Origin of the sequence: Vibrio sp. 1CM7H, from assembly GCF_023161645.1 — a bacterium.
Lineage (GTDB): Bacteria > Pseudomonadota > Gammaproteobacteria > Enterobacterales > Vibrionaceae > Vibrio > Vibrio diabolicus.
Window position 1 is genome coordinate 34,592 of sequence record NZ_JALNTV010000010.1, and the last position, 17,928, is coordinate 52,519.

The 17,928-nt window shown below is 46.7% G+C and carries 18 protein-coding genes; 1 reads left to right on the top strand and 17 read right to left on the bottom strand.

Annotated features, from left to right (window positions below):
- The first annotated feature begins 107 nt into the window (after positions 1–107).
- A complete protein-coding gene (locus tag MSG33_RS21205) occupies positions 108–848 on the top strand; it encodes an amino acid ABC transporter permease (RefSeq protein WP_046874589.1) in 741 nt (246 codons plus the stop codon).
- An 81-nt stretch (positions 849–929) separates the two neighbouring features.
- Here MSG33_RS21205 and glmU read toward each other — a convergent pair whose 3' ends face one another.
- From glmU to yidC, 17 genes are all read right to left on the bottom strand, one after another.
- Entirely contained in the window at positions 930–2,291 is a 1,362-nt protein-coding gene (glmU, locus tag MSG33_RS21210) for a bifunctional UDP-N-acetylglucosamine diphosphorylase/glucosamine-1-phosphate N-acetyltransferase GlmU (protein WP_005394079.1), read from the bottom strand.
- A 149-nt stretch (positions 2,292–2,440) separates the two neighbouring features.
- Positions 2,441–2,863, bottom strand: coding sequence for a F0F1 ATP synthase subunit epsilon (locus MSG33_RS21215; protein ID WP_005378937.1), 423 nt, complete (start codon positions 2,861–2,863; stop codon positions 2,441–2,443).
- A gap of 18 nt (positions 2,864–2,881) precedes the next feature.
- Positions 2,882–4,285 carry a F0F1 ATP synthase subunit beta gene (gene atpD / locus MSG33_RS21220; protein ID WP_248382033.1) on the bottom strand — a complete coding sequence of 468 codons (1,404 nt, stop codon included), beginning with the start codon at positions 4,283–4,285 and terminating at the stop codon, positions 2,882–2,884.
- Between the two features lie 35 nt (positions 4,286–4,320).
- The gene (atpG, locus tag MSG33_RS21225) at positions 4,321–5,187 is read right to left on the bottom strand and encodes a F0F1 ATP synthase subunit gamma (RefSeq protein WP_005394082.1); all 867 of its coding nucleotides are present in this window, start codon (positions 5,185–5,187) and stop codon (positions 4,321–4,323) included.
- Between the two features lie 44 nt (positions 5,188–5,231).
- The gene (atpA, locus tag MSG33_RS21230; protein ID WP_005394084.1) at positions 5,232–6,773 is read right to left on the bottom strand and encodes a F0F1 ATP synthase subunit alpha; all 1,542 of its coding nucleotides are present in this window, start codon (positions 6,771–6,773) and stop codon (positions 5,232–5,234) included.
- 13 nt (positions 6,774–6,786) lie between these two features.
- A complete protein-coding gene (atpH, locus tag MSG33_RS21235) occupies positions 6,787–7,320 on the bottom strand; it encodes a F0F1 ATP synthase subunit delta (protein ID WP_005394085.1) in 534 nt (177 codons plus the stop codon).
- 14 nt (positions 7,321–7,334) lie between these two features.
- Entirely contained in the window at positions 7,335–7,805 is a 471-nt protein-coding gene (gene atpF / locus MSG33_RS21240; RefSeq protein ID WP_031780375.1) for a F0F1 ATP synthase subunit B, read from the bottom strand.
- A gap of 74 nt (positions 7,806–7,879) precedes the next feature.
- The gene (gene atpE / locus MSG33_RS21245; RefSeq protein WP_002540812.1) at positions 7,880–8,134 is read right to left on the bottom strand and encodes a F0F1 ATP synthase subunit C; all 255 of its coding nucleotides are present in this window, start codon (positions 8,132–8,134) and stop codon (positions 7,880–7,882) included.
- 57 nt (positions 8,135–8,191) lie between these two features.
- Positions 8,192–9,004, bottom strand: a complete 813-nt coding sequence (gene atpB, locus MSG33_RS21250) for a F0F1 ATP synthase subunit A (RefSeq protein WP_005378922.1) — start codon at positions 9,002–9,004, stop codon at positions 8,192–8,194.
- Between the two features lie 8 nt (positions 9,005–9,012).
- A complete protein-coding gene (locus MSG33_RS21255) occupies positions 9,013–9,402 on the bottom strand; it encodes a F0F1 ATP synthase subunit I (RefSeq protein WP_005378921.1) in 390 nt (129 codons plus the stop codon).
- A 189-nt stretch (positions 9,403–9,591) separates the two neighbouring features.
- Complete coding sequence (locus MSG33_RS21260) at positions 9,592–10,473, bottom strand: ParB/RepB/Spo0J family partition protein (protein WP_164667034.1); 882 nt, start codon at positions 10,471–10,473, stop codon at positions 9,592–9,594.
- A gap of 24 nt (positions 10,474–10,497) precedes the next feature.
- Positions 10,498–11,271: a ParA family protein gene (locus tag MSG33_RS21265; RefSeq protein WP_005383838.1), complete on the bottom strand. Its 774-nt coding sequence runs from the start codon at positions 11,269–11,271 to the stop codon at positions 10,498–10,500.
- Positions 11,272–11,281: 10 nt separating this feature from the next.
- On the bottom strand, positions 11,282–11,917 hold the full coding sequence (rsmG, locus tag MSG33_RS21270) for a 16S rRNA (guanine(527)-N(7))-methyltransferase RsmG (protein WP_005394093.1): 636 nt from the start codon (positions 11,915–11,917) through the stop codon (positions 11,282–11,284).
- A gap of 1 nt (position 11,918) precedes the next feature.
- Positions 11,919–13,814 carry a tRNA uridine-5-carboxymethylaminomethyl(34) synthesis enzyme MnmG gene (gene mnmG / locus MSG33_RS21275; RefSeq protein WP_047010278.1) on the bottom strand — a complete coding sequence of 632 codons (1,896 nt, stop codon included), beginning with the start codon at positions 13,812–13,814 and terminating at the stop codon, positions 11,919–11,921.
- Between the two features lie 477 nt (positions 13,815–14,291).
- On the bottom strand, positions 14,292–14,726 hold the full coding sequence (gene mioC / locus MSG33_RS21280; RefSeq protein ID WP_005394096.1) for an FMN-binding protein MioC: 435 nt from the start codon (positions 14,724–14,726) through the stop codon (positions 14,292–14,294).
- Between the two features lie 100 nt (positions 14,727–14,826).
- A complete protein-coding gene (gene mnmE / locus MSG33_RS21285; RefSeq protein ID WP_104969982.1) occupies positions 14,827–16,188 on the bottom strand; it encodes a tRNA uridine-5-carboxymethylaminomethyl(34) synthesis GTPase MnmE in 1,362 nt (453 codons plus the stop codon).
- Between the two features lie 117 nt (positions 16,189–16,305).
- On the bottom strand, positions 16,306–17,928 hold the full coding sequence (gene yidC / locus MSG33_RS21290; RefSeq protein ID WP_005383834.1) for a membrane protein insertase YidC: 1,623 nt from the start codon (positions 17,926–17,928) through the stop codon (positions 16,306–16,308).

A 17,928-nucleotide genomic window follows, 5' to 3' on the forward strand; every position in this document is an offset into this window, starting at 1 on the left:
CCTTAAAAATAATGACCTTATACGGTTTAATGATTAACCTTTATTAAAGCTCTATTGATAACATAGCAGCAACAATGGAAGTTTTTTAGTTAATTCAGGGAGTAAATGTGACCTTTCGAACTCTATGGCTGATTTCGCTGCTGTTGCTCACAGGTTGCTCAGATTATCAATGGGGCTGGTATGTGCTCGATCCCTCTACGGAGCAAGGACTCACCAATCTGAAGTTTTTAATCGCCGGATTTAGTGACACCATCCAAGTATCACTCCTCAGTATGTTATTTGCGATGACCTTAGGTTTAATCATCGCCCTACCGGCTCTGTCGAACTCTCCCTACTTGAAGTGGATCAACCGCATTTATGTCGAGGTAGTCCGTTCAGTGCCTGTTTTAGTCTTACTACTTTGGGTGTATTACGGCATGCCAACGCTGTTGGATGTCTCACTCAATCACTTTTGGGCGGGTGTTATTGCCCTGACCATTGCTGAGAGTGCGTTTATGGCGGAGGTGTTTCGCGGCGGAATCCAAGCCATCAGTCGTGGCCAGCATGAAGCGGCTGAATCTTTGAGCTTAAGCTATTGGCAAAAGATGCACTTGGTAATTCTTCCTCAAGCGTTTCGACAAATTCTCCCACCATTGGGCAATCAATTTGTCTACATCCTCAAGATGAGCTCTTTAGTCAGTGTGATTGGTTTAAGCGATCTCACTCGCCGTGCTAATGAGCTAGTGGTGAATGAGTACTTACCCCTAGAGATTTATACCTTCCTCGTTTTGGAGTACTTGTTGCTCATTCTATTCGTATCCCAAGCCGTTCGTTGGCTCGAAAAACGCATCGCCATTCCCAGTTACTAACGATGAAGCCTTTAGCTAGAAACAACAAAGCCGCTCTTGTTGAGCGGCTTTGACAATATAGCGACAGAGTGCAGGTACTGCTTATTTCTGTTTTACAGGGCGTTGCCAGCCATTAATTTTGCGCTCTTTGACGCGAGTAATCACTAACTCGCCTTCTTCAACATCTTTTGTCAGCGTCGTGCCTGCACCGATGGTTGCGCCATCAGCGATAGTGACAGGAGCCACCAGCTGACTATCAGAACCAACAAATACATCATTACCGATGATGGTTTTAAACTTGTTCGCACCATCGTAGTTACAAGTAATCGTACCGGCACCGATGTTCGTACGTTGACCGATTTCAGCATCACCAAGGTAAGTTAGGTGGTTCGCTTTTGACCCTTCTCCGATACGCGCATTTTTAACTTCTACGAAGTTACCCACATGGGAATCGTTACGCATCTCAGCACCAGGACGAAGGCGAGTAAATGGACCAACGGTACATTCTTCACCAACCGTTGCACCTTCAATCACACTGTAAGGGCGAACGATGGTGTTGTCGTCGATTTCGCAATCTTTCAGTACACAGCCAGCACCGATAACCACGTTATCACCGAGTGATACTTTACCTTCAATGATAACATTCACGTCAATTTCACAGTCCATACCGCACTGCAACTCACCACGCAAATCAAAGCGTGCTGGGTCGCGTAGCATCACACCTTGCTCTAGTAGCTTCTGAGCTTGCATTGATTGGAAGGCACGCTCTAGACGAGCCAGTTGAGCACGGTCGTTGACCCCTTCCACTTCAATCGCGTTTACTGGGTGTACTGCCTCGACGGCGCGACCTTCATCGTGTGCGGCTGCAATAACGTCAGTTAGGTAGTACTCGCCTTGCGCGTTGTTATTGTTTAAGCCAGACAACCAACGCTTAAGATCCCCACCAGTCGCAACCATCACGCCAGTGTTGATCTCTTTAATTTGTTTTTGTTCTTCCGTTGCGTCTTTTTGCTCAACAATCGCAACAACAGGACCATTTTTACGAATAATACGACCATAACCTGTTGGGTTATCAAGCATCACTGTAAGCAGTGCAATACCACCAGTTGGTTGAGCATCCAACAAATTCTCGATGGTTTCGGCTGAGATTAATGGCACATCACCATAAAGCACGAGGATTTTCTCATCATCTTCAAAGCGAGGAGATGCTTGGTCAACCGCATGGCCAGTTCCCAACTGATCCGCTTGCAGCACCCAGTTTACTGGCTCTTCAGCAAGAGTGGTTTGCATTTGATCACCACCGTGACCAAATACTAAGTGAATATTTTGTGCACCAAGACCAGTACATGTATCAATCACATGTTTTGCCATTGGCTTCCCTGCCAAAGTGTGTAGCACTTTAGGCATGTTCGAATGCATACGGGTACCTTTACCCGCAGCAAGAATCACAGCACTGAATTTCATTGATAACCTATTGACGTTTTATGTTAATTGGCCGTTATTTTAAACAGCTCTTTTAAAATAGTTAATGGAGTAAGGTAAATTTCCAACTAAAATTAATCAAAAAGGCGACCATTTGGCCGCCTTTTGTCATGCAACGTTGCTAATTGAGCTTAGCGACGCTTTTTTGTCAGCTCGATAACTCGTAGCTGAGCAATGGCTTTAGCCAGTTCACTGGCCGCTTGTGCGAAGTCCATGTCACCATGCTGATTCTGGATTTGCTCCTCAGCGCGGCGCTTGGCTTCTTCTGCCTTCGCTGCGTCTAGCTCTTCACCACGGATAGCGGTATCAGCCAGTACAGTCGCTGTACCAGGCTGAATCTCTACCATACCACCAGAAACATAAATGATTTCTTCGTGGCCGTGCTGTTTCACAATACGCACCATACCAGGCTTGATAGCGGTCAGCAGCGGTGTGTGACCATGGAAAATACCAAGTTCACCTTCGCTACCGGTCACCTGAAACGTTTCAACACGACCAGAGAAGATTTTCTTCTCAGCGCTTACTACGTCTAGGTGAAAGGTTATTGCTGCCATATCGCCTCCTAGTTAGCCTTATAGCTTCTTCGCATTCTCAATAGCATCGTCGATGCTACCGCAGTACATGAATGCCTGCTCAGGAATGTCGTCGTATTCACCAGCTAGTAGACCTTTAAAGCCACGTAGAGTCTCTTTTAGAGGTACGTAAATACCAGGGTCACCTGTAAATACTTCTGCTACGTGGTAAGGCTGAGTTAGGAAACGCTCAATCTTACGTGCACGAGATACAACTTGCTTATCTTCTTCAGATAGCTCGTCCATACCTAGGATAGCAATGATGTCTTTCAGCTCTTTGTAGCGCTGAAGTGTCTGCTGAACGCCACGAGCAACTTCGTAGTGATCTCGACCAACTACTAGTGGATCAAGCATACGAGATGTTGAATCTAGTGGGTCGATCGCAGGGTATAGACCCATTGCAGCGATGTTACGGTTAAGTACAACCGTTGCATCCAAGTGCGCGAACGTTGTTGCTGGAGACGGGTCAGTCAAGTCATCCGCAGGTACGTATACCGCCTGTACAGACGTGATAGAACCTGATTTCGTTGACGTGATACGCTCCTGAAGTACACCCATCTCTTCTGCAAGAGTTGGCTGGTAACCTACCGCAGAAGGCATACGACCTAGCAGTGCCGATACCTCTGTACCTGCAAGTGTGTAACGGTAGATGTTATCAATGAACAGTAGTACGTCACGACCTTCGTCACGGAAACGTTCTGCCATTGTTAGACCAGTCAGTGCAACACGTAGACGGTTACCTGGTGGCTCGTTCATCTGACCGTAAACCATCGCTACTTTCGATTCTTCAGGCTTCTCAACGTTTACAACGCCCGCTTCCTGCATCTCGTAGTAGAAATCGTTACCTTCGCGAGTACGCTCACCAACACCCGCAAATACGGATAGACCTGAGTGCTGTAGTGCGATGTTGTTGATAAGTTCCATCATGTTAACGGTCTTACCTACACCTGCACCACCGAATAGACCGATTTTACCACCCTTAGCGAATGGACAAATTAGGTCGATTACTTTAACGCCCGTTTCTAGAAGTGCGATCTCGTTTGATTGTTCTTCGTAGCTTGGTGCGCTGCGGTGGATAGAGTAAACCTCTTCCGCGCCCACTTCACCACGCTCATCAATCGCGTCACCTAGGACGTTCATGATACGACCTAGAGTTTTAGTACCGACTGGTACTGAAATTGGAGCGCCAGTGTTAACCACTTCAACTCCACGACGTAAACCATCAGAGCTACCCATTACGATACAACGAACTACGCCACCGCCTAGCTGTTGTTGAACTTCAAGAACTAGACGCTCTTTTGAGTCCGTTACGTTTAGAGCGTCATATACACTAGGTACATTGCTCTGTGGGAACTCTACGTCGACTACCGCACCGATGATCTGTACGATCTTACCTGTAGCCATCGTTAATCCTCTAAACTATTTCGTTTTACCTAAGCTTAAACCGCAGCTGCACCACCAACGATTTCCGATAGTTCTTGTGTGATCGCAGCCTGACGGGCTTTGTTGTACACAAGTTCCAAATCGTCAATCAAGTTGGTTGCGTTATCCGTTGCAGCCTTCATCGCAATCATTCGAGCCGCTTGTTCACAAGCAAGGTTCTCAACCACACCTTGGTATACCTGAGACTCTACGTAACGCACTAGTAGCGTATCCAGTAGAGGTTTTGGCTCAGGCTCATAGATGTAGTCCCATGAGTGCTCACGCTGCATCTCTTCGCTGTCCGATTTAGGCAAAGGTAGCAATTGATCGATCGTTGGTTGCTGAACCATAGTATTCACAAATTTGTTGAACACTACGTATAGACGGTCCAGTTCACCTTCATCGTATTTCTTCAGCATTACGCCAACAGAACCGATTAGGTCTTCTAAGCTTGGGTTATCACCCAGGCCAGAAACCTGTGCCGCAACTTTTGCGCCACCATGTTTAAAGAAAGCTGTTGCTTTTGAGCCAACAACGGCAAGCTCAATCTCAGCACCTTTCTCTCTCCATGCTTGCATGTCTGTAACGGCTTTTTTGAACACGTTAATGTTCAAACCACCACACAGACCACGGTCTGTCGAAACGATGATGTAACCAACACGTTTAGCTTCACGCTCTTCTAGGTACGGATGACGGTACTCTAGGTTTGCGTTAGCCACATGACCGATCACTTTACGCATTGTTTCAGCGTATGGACGAGAAGCTTCCATTGCATCTTGAGAACGACGCATTTTTGAAGCTGCTACCATTTCCATCGCTTTCGTAATTTTCTGCGTGCTTTTAACACTACCGATTTTATTACGTATCTCTTTTGCGCCGGCCATCGTTACTCTCCGTTAGTTGGTGGCAGAAACTGCCACCGACCTAATTACCAAGTTTGGGTTGCTTTGAAGTCGTCAGTCAGTTTCTTCAACTGAGCTTCGATTTCATCGTTGTAAGCGCCAGACTTGTCGATCTCAGCTGCTAGTTCAGCGTATTGACCGCGAGCGTACGATAGTAGAGCCGCCTCGAAATCTAGAACTTTGTTAAGTTCTACATCATCAAGGTAACCGCGCTCTGCCGCGAAGATAGTTAGAGCTTGGTCAAATACAGACATTGGAGCGTACTGCTTCTGCTTCATTAGTTCTGTTACTTTTTGACCATGGTCTAGCTGTTTCTTCGTTGCTTCATCAAGGTCAGAAGAGAACTGAGCAAATGCAGCTAGTTCGCGGTACGCAGCTAGTGCTGTACGGATACCACCTGATAGTTTCTTGATGATTTTCGTCTGAGCTGAACCACCTACACGAGATACTGAGATACCTGGGTCAACAGCTGGACGAACACCGGCGTTGAATAGCTCAGTTTGTAGGAAGATCTGACCATCGGTAATCGAGATTACGTTAGTCGGTACGAATGCTGAAACGTCACCTGCTTGAGTTTCGATGATAGGAAGAGCAGTCAATGAACCAGTCTTACCTTTCACTTCACCGTTAGTGAAACGTTCTACGTACTCTTCGTTTACACGAGCTGCACGCTCTAGTAGACGCGAGTGTAAGTAGAATACGTCACCTGGGAATGCCTCACGGCCTGGTGGACGTTTAAGTAGTAGAGAGATCTGACGGTAAGCTACCGCTTGCTTAGATAGGTCATCGTAAACAATCAGTGCGTCTTCACCGCGATCGCGGAAGTATTCACCCATCGCACAACCTGCGTATGGCGCTAGGTATTGCAGCGCTGCAGATTCAGAAGCTGATGCAACTACAACGATCGTGTTTTGTAGTGCGCCGTGCTCTTCTAGTTTGCGAACTACGTTAGCGATAGTCGATGCTTTCTGACCAATTGCTACGTAGATAGAGAAAATACCAGAGTCTTTCTGGTTGATGATCGCGTCGATCGCCAGTGCTGTTTTACCAATCTGACGGTCACCGATAATAAGCTCACGCTGACCACGACCGATTGGGATCATTGAGTCAACTGACTTATAACCAGTTTGCACAGGTTGGTCTACCGATTTACGGTCGATTACACCTGGTGCGATCACTTCTACAGGCGAAGTCATTTTCGCTTCGATTGGACCTTTACCATCGATAGGCTCACCCAGCGTGTTTACTACGCGGCCTAGTAGTTCTGGACCAACTGGCACTTCAAGAATGCGGCCAGTACCTGTAACTTTCATGCCTTCCTTAAGGTCAGCATATGGGCCCATTACAACCGCACCAACCGAGTCACGCTCAAGGTTAAGTGCCAGTGCATAACGGCCACCCGGTAATTCAATCATTTCACCTTGCATCACGTCCGCTAGGCCGTGGATGCGGATGATACCATCGCTTACCGATACGATAGTACCCTCGTTGCGAGCTTCACTAACAACTTCGAAAGATTCGATACGTTGTTTGATTAGATCGCTAATTTCCGTGGAATTAAGTTGCATGCTCCAATCCCCATTAAGACTGCAATGCATCGCTCAGGCGGTTCAAACGACCACGCGCTGAGTCATCGATGACTAGGTCTCCGGCTCGAATAATAACCCCACCAAGTAGGGTCTCATCTACACTGCAATTCAGCTTCACTTTGCGTTCAAGACGCTTTTCAAGTTTGCTGCCAATGTTTGCAAGTTGCTCATCAGAAAGTTCTGTAGCTGAAATGACTTCAACATCGATTTCTTTCTCATGCTCTTTCTTCAGAGTGTAAAACTCTGTGCAAACATCAGGAAGGGCCGCTAAACGACCATTCTCAGCCATCACCTTCAAAAGGTTTTGACCGTGCGTATCAACTTGTTCGCCGCAAACTGCAACAAAAATCTCTGCCATTTTATCAGCAGAAACCGAACCGGTTAGAAGTTCGTTCATTTGTTCGTTTTTGGCCACTTCAGCAGCAAAAGATAACATTTGGCCCCATTGGTCCAACTGGTCTTTCTCTAAAGCAAAGTCGAAGGCTGCTTTAGCATAGGGGCGTGCGATAGTAGTCAAATCAGACATATGCGCCCCCAGACTTAAAGTTTTGCAGTAATGTTGTCGAGAATATCTTTTTGCGCATCTTTATCGATTGAACGCTCAAGGATTTTCTCAGCACCAGCTACAGCCAGAGTAGCAACTTGTTTGCGCAGGTCATCGCGCGCACGATTGCGTTCAGCTTCAAGTTCTGCTTCTGCTTGCGCTAGGATTTTCTGGCGTTCTGCCTGAGCTTCCTCGCGAGCTTCATCAAGAATTTGAGACTTGCGCTTGTTCGCTTGTTCGATGATCTCAGTTGCTGTGCGCTTCGCTTCTTTCAATTGATCAGAAGCGTTGGCTTGTGCTAGATCCAAGTCTTTCGCAGCACGTTCTGCTGCTTGAAGGCCATCAGCAATTTTCTTCTGACGCTCTTCGATCGCTTTCATCAATGGTGGCCATACATACTTCATGCAGAACCACACAAATAGTGCAAACGAGATTGCTTGACCTAGCAGAGTTGCGTTTATGTTCACAACAGCTACCCCTCTATTTGGACTTAGTGTTAATCAGTGACAAGCGCTAATCGCTCGTCCCGAGTTAAAGGTGATTAACCTAGTTGACCAACGAATGGGTTTGCGAAAGTGAATAGTAGCGCGATTACGATACCGATCATTGGAACCGCATCAAGTAGACCCGCGATGATGAACATCTTAACTTGTAGCATAGGAGCCATTTCTGGTTGACGTGCAGCACCTTCTAGGAATTTACCACCTAGCAGTGCGAAACCAATCGCTGTACCAAGAGAAGCAAGACCGACGATAATACCTACGGCGATTGCAGAAAAGCTCAGTAAAGTTTCCATTACTATCTCCAATTTATAGTTGTTGGCTTAGTGCCCAAATAAAAAGCTTTAAAAAAATTAATGATCAGGATCTTCGTGTGCCATTGACAGGTAAACAATTGTCAACATCATGAATACGAAGGCTTGAATCGTAATAACCAAGATATGGAAGATTGCCCACGGTAGTGAACCCATCCATTGTAAGTACCATGGTAGCATTGCCGCACAAAGAATGAATACAACCTCACCCGCGAACATGTTACCGAATAGACGCATACCAAGTGATAGAGGTTTCGCCAGTAGCGATACCACTTCAATCAGTAGGTTAAACGGAATCATAAGTGGGTGATTGAATGGATGTAGTGCAAGTTCTTTTGCGAATCCACCTAGACCTTTCACTTTGATGCTGTAGTAAATCATCAATGCAAAAACGCCTAGAGCCATAGCCATGGTGATATTCACATCAGCAGACGGTACAACCTTAAGGTAAGGGATACCTAGCCAATGTTCTGCTGGGTACGGTAAGAAGTCGATAGGAACTAAGTCCATCACGTTCATCAAAAATACCCAACAAAAGATAGTCAGTGCTAAAGGCGCGATCAGTGGGTTGCGTCCATGGAACGTGTCTTTGACGTTATCGGCGACAAATTCAACGATCATTTCTACAGCACACTGAAGCTTACCCGGTACACCCGCTGTTGTTCTCTTCGCTACTTTGTAAAAAATTCCGAGGAAGATTAAACCAGTAAACCAAGAAAAAAACAGGCTATCGATATGTACGTTCCAGAAACTTGTCTCCGACCCTACTAAACCCAACTTATACAGCGATAGGTTAGAAAGGTGGTGGGCAATGTAACCGGACGATGTTAGCGCTTCACCTGGCGCAGCCATAACTCATCCTATTTTTTGTTGTTAATGAATAGCACTGGTGCACAGATATTAATACCTAGTACCAGCAAATAGGTTAGTTTGAGGGGAACAAGTTCCACCTGCATATACATGTAGGCAACATAGAACAGTGCAACCGTGATGAGAATTTTCAGTACTTCACCCGTATAGAAGGAAGCCGCGATGCGCTTGGCAGCGCGAGCCCCACTAAACATGAAAGCACACAGCGCGAATACTGCATTGGCAACAACAAAAATGCCTCCGCCAATCAGCGCTGAAAATCCCCAGTCAGGATTTATGGCTACCGCCATTCCTGCTGCCACAAAAATAACCGCGCCAGACTGGATCATTAACAATTGCCTTGCGAGCTCTCGTCCTGGTCTAGCTAACGCAGCTACCATGTATTCGTACCTCTAGTAATATCCACTTCGCACTAAACTCTCTGTGCTGGGAAATTGGCGAAAATTATACGTTCAGTTCAACGTAAAGCAATTCGATTGCATCAAAAACTTACAGTTTTGTTTACAAAACGACAACTTTCGCACAAAATTCGATTAATTAGATTAATTGACCTAAATCAATTATCTCATCTAGGCCTCAAGCTTGGCAATTAGTTGGTCCAATTTGTGAGGCTCATCAATACTTATCGTCAATTTCGCTTTTCCGTTTGCAGAACGGGTCAGAGAAACTTTTGCATCAAGCAGCTGACTCAATTTATGCGACATTTGCTCAGCTTCGGTATCTTCTTGTTGCCCTTTTTGCTCATTTTGTGGGGCTAAGCACTTTTTTACTAACTGTTCGGTTTGGCGAACAGTCATTTGCTTTTTCGCGACTTGTTGAGCAACCTCAACCTGCTGCTCACCCTGCAAGGCCAATAACGCTCGCGCATGACCCATTTCTAGCAATTTATCCGCAACCAAGCTTTTCACATCGGACTCAAGCTGGTTTAAGCGTAACAAGTTACTGACCGTCGTTCTCGACTTACCAATCACTTCTGCGACTTGTTGATGCGTAAGCGTAAATTCGTCTTGTAAGCGCTCAAGCGCTTGTGCTTCTTCAATCACATTCAAGTCTTCACGTTGAATGTTCTCAATCAACGCCATGGCAATCGCCGCGCGATCTTCGACTTTCTTCACCAAACACGGCACACGTTTTAAACCAGCCTGCCTTGCCGCACGCCAGCGGCGCTCACCAGCGATGATCTCAAACTGGCCGCTTTCAACCTGGCGAACCACGATTGGCTGAATAATGCCTTGTGACTGAATCGAAGCCGCTAATTCTTCGAGCGCTTCAGGCGCCATATCTTTACGCGGTTGGTATACGCCCGGTTGCAATTGACCAATCGCTAAATCGGTTAACTCACCGTCTGCCGATAATTCCTGGCTATGCGATGCAATATGCTGTTTTTCACGAGCAAACGAACTGGTCGACAATAACGCATCCAGTCCTTTTCCGAGACCACGCTTAGACATGGGGTTGAATTCCTTAGGTTAGAGTTAAACTGGGATTTCTTCGCGGCGGAGCATTTCGCCCGCTAGAGCAAGATACGCTTTGGCCCCTGCAGAGTACTTATCGTAGTACATCGCTGGTTTACCGTGACTTGGCGCTTCGGCCAAACGCACATTACGCGGAATGACGGTACGGTAAACTTTATTGCCAAAGTGTTTTTTAAGTTGATCGGACACTTCATTCGATAGGCGATTGCGCGGGTCGTACATAGTACGCAGTAAACCTTCGATTTTGAGGTTTTCATTAACCACAGCCGCTAACTTGCTGATTGTGTCCATAAGAGCAGTTAAACCTTCTAAGGCAAAGTATTCACATTGCATCGGCACCAGCACAGAATCAGCTGCCGCCATCGCATTGATTGTAAGAAGGTTTAGAGAAGGAGGACAATCAATAAAGATGAAATCATAGTTATCGCGAACTGACGACAATGCATTTTTTAAACGCACTTCGCGAGCGAACACTTCCATCAATTTGATCTCTGCTGCGGTTACGTCACCGTTCGCCGCGATCAAATCATACTTCCCTGTGGTTTGGGTACATACGACTTGATCGAACGGTGTATCTTCGACCAAAAGATCGTATGCGGTGGCATCGACCATATACTTATCCACGCCACTGGCCATCGTAGCATTGCCTTGCGGGTCGAGATCGATCACCAAAACCTTGCGCTTTGTTGCCGCCATCGAAGCCGCTAAGTTAATGCACGTTGTTGTTTTACCGACCCCACCTTTCTGGTTGGCGATTGCTACAATTTTACCCACGATTACCTCGCTAATTTTCCTTGCGCGATAAGATTACTAGATGACGATCACCTTCCAACTCAGGAACAGCTAAAGATATGATCTCTGTCACACTGCACCATTCAGGAAGCTGATCCATTTCATCTTTAGGGTGCTGTCCTTTCAGCGCTAGAAACACCCCATGCTCTTGTTTCGGCAAATGGTGGCACCATTCCACCATGTCTGTCATTGAAGCAAAAGCTCGACTCAAAACGCCATCAAATTTTTCTTCAGGTTGGAATTCTTCGACGCGACTTTGAATTGGTGTCACGTTTTTCAGCCCTAATGTGTGCACGACTTGCTTGATAAAACGGATGCGTTTGCCAAGACTGTCGAGCAAGAAGAAGGTCTTCTCAGGGTTCATGATTGCCAAAGGTATGCCCGGTAAGCCCGGACCAGTACCAACATCAATAAAGCGCTCACCGGGCAGGTGTGTGCTCACCACGATGCTATCAAGAATATGTTTCACTAACATATCAAGCGGATCGCGCACCGACGTTAAGTTGTACGCTTTGTTCCACTTGTCGAGCAGTTCGACGTAACCGACCAATTGCTCTCTTTGTTGCTCTGACACTTCTAAATCGGTTTTCGCGATCAGTGAATCCAGTTTTGTTCGCAATGCGCTCATTTTATTCTTCCTCACCTTTCTTCAGCAAACCATGCTTTTTCAAGTGAACAAGAAGAATAGAGATTGCTGCAGGCGTAATACCAGAAATGCGCGATGCAATACCGATGCTCTCTGGTTTGGCCTCACTCAATTTAGCAACGACTTCGTTTGATAAACCTTTTACATCGCGGTAATCCAAATCAGCAGGTAACTTGGTATTTTCGTGACGCAATGATTTTTCGATCTCTTCCTGCTGACGCTTGATGTAACCATCGTATTTTACTTGAATTTCAACTTGCTCCGCCGCTTGCTGATCTTCAAGTGCAGGAGCAAACGCTTCAAGTTGCGTCAGTTGCGAATAAGTGATCTCTGGACGACGCAGAAGATCCTCACCACTCGCTTCACGTGCCATTGGGGTTTTCAGCAGCTTGTTCAGCTCATCAACGCCTTCTGATTTCGGATTCATCCACGTTGATTTCAAACGCTGACGTTCCGTTTCCATGTTATTGAGTTTCTCGTTAAAGCGAGCCCAACGAACATCGTCAATCAAGCCTAACTCGCGTGCTTTTTCCGTTAAACGTAAATCGGCGTTATCTTCACGTAGCAACAAGCGGTATTCCGCACGAGAAGTGAACATGCGGTACGGTTCTTTGGTACCCATGGTCGATAAATCATCAATCAATACGCCCATGTAAGCTTGGTCACGACGTGGGCTCCAGCCTTCTTTGTCTTGGCTGTACAAGCTTGCGTTTAGACCGGCCATCAAGCCTTGCGCTGCGGCTTCTTCGTAGCCAGTCGTACCATTAATCTGACCAGCAAAGAACAGACCATGAATAAACTTGGTTTCGTACGTTTGCTTCAAATCACGTGGATCGAAGAAATCGTATTCAATCGCATAACCAGGACGAACGATATGCGCATTTTCAAAACCTTTCATTGAGCGAACGATTTGTACTTGCACATCAAATGGCAAGCTAGTCGAGATACCGTTAGGGTATAGCTCGTGCGTCGTTAAACCTTCTGGCTCAATGAAGATTTGGTGGCTATTTTTATCCGCAAAACGCATCACTTTGTCTTCAATCGACGGGCAGTAACGCGGACCAATGCCTTCAATCACACCCGCGTACATCGGACTGCGATCCAAGTTGCTACGGATCACGTCGTGCGTTTGCTCATTGGTGTGCGTAATAAAACATGGGATCTGACGCGGGTGTTGTTCGCGTTTACCCATGAATGAAAATACAGGGGTAGGGTTATCACCGTGCTGAGCTTCAAGCACTGAAAAATCAACGGTGCGAGCATCAATGCGCGGTGGGGTACCCGTTTTTAAACGATCCACACGAAATGGCAGTTCACGTAATCGATCCGCTAATGCGATCGACGGTGGATCTCCTGCACGTCCGCCTGAAGAGCTCTCCATGCCAATGTGGATCTTACCACCAAGGAACGTACCTACCGTTAGTACGACGGCTTTCGCATGGAAGCGAAGTCCCATTTGAGTCACCACGCCAACCGCGCGGTCTTGCTCAACAATCAGATCATCCACTGACTGCTGGAACAGCGTTAAGTTAGGTGCATTTTCTAATGCGTTACGGACGTACGCTTTGTACAGAGCACGATCCGCTTGAGCTCGAGTCGCTCGAACTGCAGGACCTTTGGAGGCATTTAGTGTACGGAATTGAATACCTGCATGGTCGATGGCTTCAGCCATCAAACCGCCCATAGCATCCACTTCTTTTACTAAGTGACCTTTACCAATACCACCAATCGCCGGGTTACAAGACATCTGGCCTAATGTATCGATGTTATGGGTAAGGAGAAGCGTTTTTTGTCCTGTGCGTGCAGATGCGAGCGCGGCTTCCGTTCCTGCGTGTCCGCCACCGACAACAATGACGTCAAAGTTTTCGTGATAAAGCATGAACTGACCTCAGGTATTCAAAGGGATTTAATGGACAGATAAAGGAGCAGTATTTTACCTGCTTTATGCCACAGAGAAAAACGTTTTCTCGTTTTATCCGTTTTAAGCTTCAAGATAAATATATATAAGATCTATATATATGATCTTTTATTAGATCTACTATTAGGATCGACCGTTTCTGTGGATAACCTAAAAATGATCAACAAGATCATGGATCTTCTTTGGATCATATCTTGTGATCATGATTGGATCAGATCGAGGATTACCTGGGATCAAAAGTAGTAGTTATACACAGGGGGTGAAATTGATCAAAGTTGTTATTGGGATAACTAAAGGAAAATCACTGGATCTTATCGTAGTTATCCACAGCTCGTTTGGTTGGTTTTTGAGCAGTTAAACAAAATAATTTGACGGGAGTTATTCACATTGGGGAAAACAGAGCCGAATTTCGACTCTGTTGAAGGGAAAGCGGGGAGCTTAAAAGCGTTCGATATTCTCTTTTAACCATGCCTCAGCGGCGTCTTCGGGTACTGCATGGCTCAGTACATCAATCTTAAGACAATCAGCGAGCGGTGTGGCACCAATGTCCTCTAGTAAATCATAAGCGTGTTGACCAGCGGCGCAGAACGTATCATAGCTTGAATCACCAATCGCAATCACTGCGAACTTTACGTCGGTCATTTTCGGCGGGGTATTTTGTAATGCCGCGATAAAAGGTTGAATATTATCAGGGTACTCACCAGCCCCATGGGTTGAGGTGATCACCAACCACGTTCCTTGATTTTCGATCTCATCAAGGGATGGCTGATTGTGGATCGTTGTTTCAAATCCATTCTCGTTGAGTAGATCACTCAGGTGATCCCCTACGTATTCTGCGCCACCTAGCGTGCTGCCTGTAATAATGTGGATCATACTTCTTCCTTATTGAATGCGACGGCTAAAGCTCATGGATGGCTTGCCGTACAAAAAGAAGCGCGGTGTGAGTTAAGCTCAGCACCGCGCGTTCGATTATTTACTTCCCGATACAGAATGAAGAGAAGATTCGGCCCAGTAAGTCGTCAGAACTGAACTCGCCGGTAATCTCGTTGAGATGCTGCTGGGTGATGCGCAGCTCTTCTGCCAGTATCTCACCAGCCATATAGCCTTCAAGCTGTTCCTGGCCTATTTGAAGGTGCTGTGCGGCGCGTTCCAACGCATCGAGGTGACGGCGACGAGCCATAAAGCCACCCTCACTGTTGCCTGAGAAGCCCATGCATTCTTTTAGGTGTTCACGCAGAGCTTCAACCCCTGCACCAGTTTTCGCTGACAAGCGGATGAGGGTAGGGTTATTGACGTGGCAGATCCCCATTTCTTCACCCGTTTGATCCGCTTTGTTTCGGATCACGGTTATGCCGATATTGTCGGGTAGGCGATCCACAAAGTCTGGCCAGATATCTTTCGGATCGGTGGCATCGGTTGTGGTGCCATCCACCATGAACAAGACGCGGTCTGCTTGAGCGATTTCATCCCACGCGCGCTCAATACCGATTTTCTCGACTTCGTCGGAGGCATCACGCAGACCTGCTGTATCAATGATGTGCAGTGGCATACCATCAATGTGGATATGCTCACGCAGGACGTCACGCGTGGTACCTGCGATGTCGGTTACGATTGCAGACTCTTTGCCTGATAGCGCGTTCAGTAGGCTTGATTTGCCCGCATTTGGACGACCAGCAATCACGACTTTCATCCCTTCACGCATGATTGCGCCTTGGTTGGCTTCTTTGCGCACCGCATCTAGGTTGTCGATGATGGCTTGTAGGTCACCAGCCACTTTGCCGTCGGCCAGAAAGTCGATCTCTTCTTCTGGGAAGTCGATGGCTGCCTCAACATAGATACGCAAATGAATCAGCGACTCAACTAAGGTATTAATGCGCCCTGAAAAGGCGCCCTGTAAGGATTGCAGCGCCGATTTTGCTGCTTCTTCAGAACTTGCATCAATGAGGTCTGCAATTGCTTCTGCTTGAGCGAGGTCGAGTTTATCGTTCAGGAACGCGCGTTCAGAGAACTCACCAGGGCGAGCTGCTCGAATACCATTAATACCTAGAATGCGTTTTATCAGCATATCCATCACGACGGGGCCGCCATGGCCTTGCAGCTCAAGTACGTCTTCACCTGTAAATGAGTGCGGGTTAGGGAAGTACAGAGCGATGCCCTGATCAAGCACAGTGCCATCTTCTGACTTAAATGGCAGGTACTCTGCATAGCGGGGCTTTAGTGTCTTACCCGTGACTTCTAACGCCACTTGGTTGGCTTTAGGGCCTGATACTCGAATAATACCGACACCGCCACGACCAGGCGCGGTCGCTTGAGCGACAATCGTATCTGTAGTCATAATTTTGCCTTTTGAGCTGGGCTCAAATTGAGCCATAACTTTAGTTAGCTGAATTGTAATCAGCCAAAAACAAAAAGGCGACCTTTTGGCCGCCTTTCTCAATCATTTCCTAAAAGGTTACTTGCTGTGTAAGCCTTTTTTCTCTAACCCTTTGTAGATCAGAGTTTGCTGGATAAGCGTTACGATGTTCGACACCAACCAGTACAGAACGAGACCTGATGGGAAGAACAAGAAGAAGAAGGTAAACATAACCGGCATAAAGGTCATGATCTTCTGCTGCATTGGATCCGTTACTGTTGTCGGGCTCATCTTCTGGATTAGGAACATAGACGCACCCATCAATAGCGGCAGGATGTAGTAAGGGTCCTGCGCTGACAAGTCGTGAATCCAACCAAAGAATGGTGAGTGACGAAGCTCTACCGATTCCATTAGCGCCCAGTATAGTGCGATGAAGATAGGCATCTGTAGGATAAGAGGTAAACAGCCACCGAGTGGGTTCACTTTCTCTTTCTTGTACAGTTCCATCATTTCTTGGCTCATGCGCTGACGGTCATCACCGATACGCTCACGCATTGCTTGCAGCTTAGGCTGTAGCATACGCATTTTCGCCATAGACGTGTATTGCGCTTTTGTTAGTGGGTACATTGCACCACGAACGATGAAGGTCAGACAGATGATTGCCACACCCCAGTTACCAACAAAGCTCTGGATGAATGAAAGCAACATATGAAGAGGCTTCGCAATGAACCATAACCAGCCGTAGTCCACTACTAGGTCTAGGTTAGGTGCCACTTCTGCCATTTCATCTTGCAGTTTTGGACCAACCCAAAGTGTTGCTTCAAACTTAGCCTGATCGCCTGTTGCGATAGTTTTGTTCGGCATACGAACGCCGATGTCGCCTAGGTTGCCAATTACACGAGTGTATAGGTTAGTACCTGGTTCGTTACGTGGGATCCAAGCTGCGGCAAAGTAGTGCTGAATCATTGCTGCCCAACCTTGGCCATCGGCTAGGTTAAGAGACAGGTTGCGATCCTGCATATCATCAAAGCTGTACTTCTTGTAACGCGTATCTTCTGTTGAGTATGCGCCACCACGGTAAGTAGGCATTGTGATGCTGCCACCATCGTCCATTAGGTTTTGACGTAGGTGAGCGTACATACCAAATGTTGCGTTGTTGCCTGAGTTGTTCACTACATCGTATTCAACATTAAGCGCGTAGCTGCCGCGTTTAAAGATGTAAGTTTTGGTGTATTCGATGCCGTTTGCAGTGAATGTCATCGGAACGCGAAGTTCATCTTGACCGTCAGCCATTGTGAAGCTGTCTGCACTTACGTTGTAGTGAGGGCGATTTGTGCTGCTCAAGTCGATACCTTGAGGACCCACTAGACCGCTTTGAGCGATAAATTGGTGACCTTGAGCGTCTTTAAGCAGAACAAAGGAATCTGATGAATCTAACTCAGCAGAGTATTCGTTAAGGTTGGCATGTACCACATCGCCACCAACGGTGTCGATCGACAGAGTTAAAACATCAGTCGTTACTGTGATAGTTTTTGCAGAAGCTTGCTGTTGACCAGGAACTGGGTCAAGTTCATCAGCAAAAGATGGTGCAGGTAGAGTGCTGCTTGATTGAGCCTGTTCAACTGCTTGAGGTTCTGGATTCTTTGCAACTTGCCATTGTTGAAACAGCAAAAAAGAAACCAGGGCCAAACCGATGAGCAGGATATTACGTTGAGAATCCAT

Coding starts and splice junctions, on each gene's coding strand:
- glmU (WP_005394079.1), bottom strand. CDS start 2,291: ATGAAATTCAGTGCTGTGATTCTTGCTGCGGGTAAAGGTACCCGTATG.
- MSG33_RS21215 (WP_005378937.1), bottom strand. CDS start 2,863: ATGGCAGCAATAACCTTTCACCTAGACGTAGTAAGCGCTGAGAAGAAA.
- atpD (WP_248382033.1), bottom strand. CDS start 4,285: ATGGCTACAGGTAAGATCGTACAGATCATCGGTGCGGTAGTCGACGTA.
- atpG (WP_005394082.1), bottom strand. CDS start 5,187: ATGGCCGGCGCAAAAGAGATACGTAATAAAATCGGTAGTGTTAAAAGC.
- atpA (WP_005394084.1), bottom strand. CDS start 6,773: ATGCAACTTAATTCCACGGAAATTAGCGATCTAATCAAACAACGTATC.
- atpH (WP_005394085.1), bottom strand. CDS start 7,320: ATGTCTGATTTGACTACTATCGCACGCCCCTATGCTAAAGCAGCCTTC.
- atpE (WP_002540812.1), bottom strand. CDS start 8,134: ATGGAAACTTTACTGAGCTTTTCTGCAATCGCCGTAGGTATTATCGTC.
- atpB (WP_005378922.1), bottom strand. CDS start 9,004: ATGGCTGCGCCAGGTGAAGCGCTAACATCGTCCGGTTACATTGCCCAC.
- MSG33_RS21255 (WP_005378921.1), bottom strand. CDS start 9,402: ATGGTAGCTGCGTTAGCTAGACCAGGACGAGAGCTCGCAAGGCAATTG.
- MSG33_RS21260 (WP_164667034.1), bottom strand. CDS start 10,473: ATGTCTAAGCGTGGTCTCGGAAAAGGACTGGATGCGTTATTGTCGACC.
- rsmG (WP_005394093.1), bottom strand. CDS start 11,917: ATGAGCGCATTGCGAACAAAACTGGATTCACTGATCGCGAAAACCGAT.
- mnmG (WP_047010278.1), bottom strand. CDS start 13,814: ATGCTTTATCACGAAAACTTTGACGTCATTGTTGTCGGTGGCGGACAC.
- mioC (WP_005394096.1), bottom strand. CDS start 14,726: ATGATCCACATTATTACAGGCAGCACGCTAGGTGGCGCAGAATACGTA.
- mnmE (WP_104969982.1), bottom strand. CDS start 16,188: ATGACTACAGATACGATTGTCGCTCAAGCGACCGCGCCTGGTCGTGGC.
- yidC (WP_005383834.1), bottom strand. CDS start 17,928: ATGGATTCTCAACGTAATATCCTGCTCATCGGTTTGGCCCTGGTTTCT.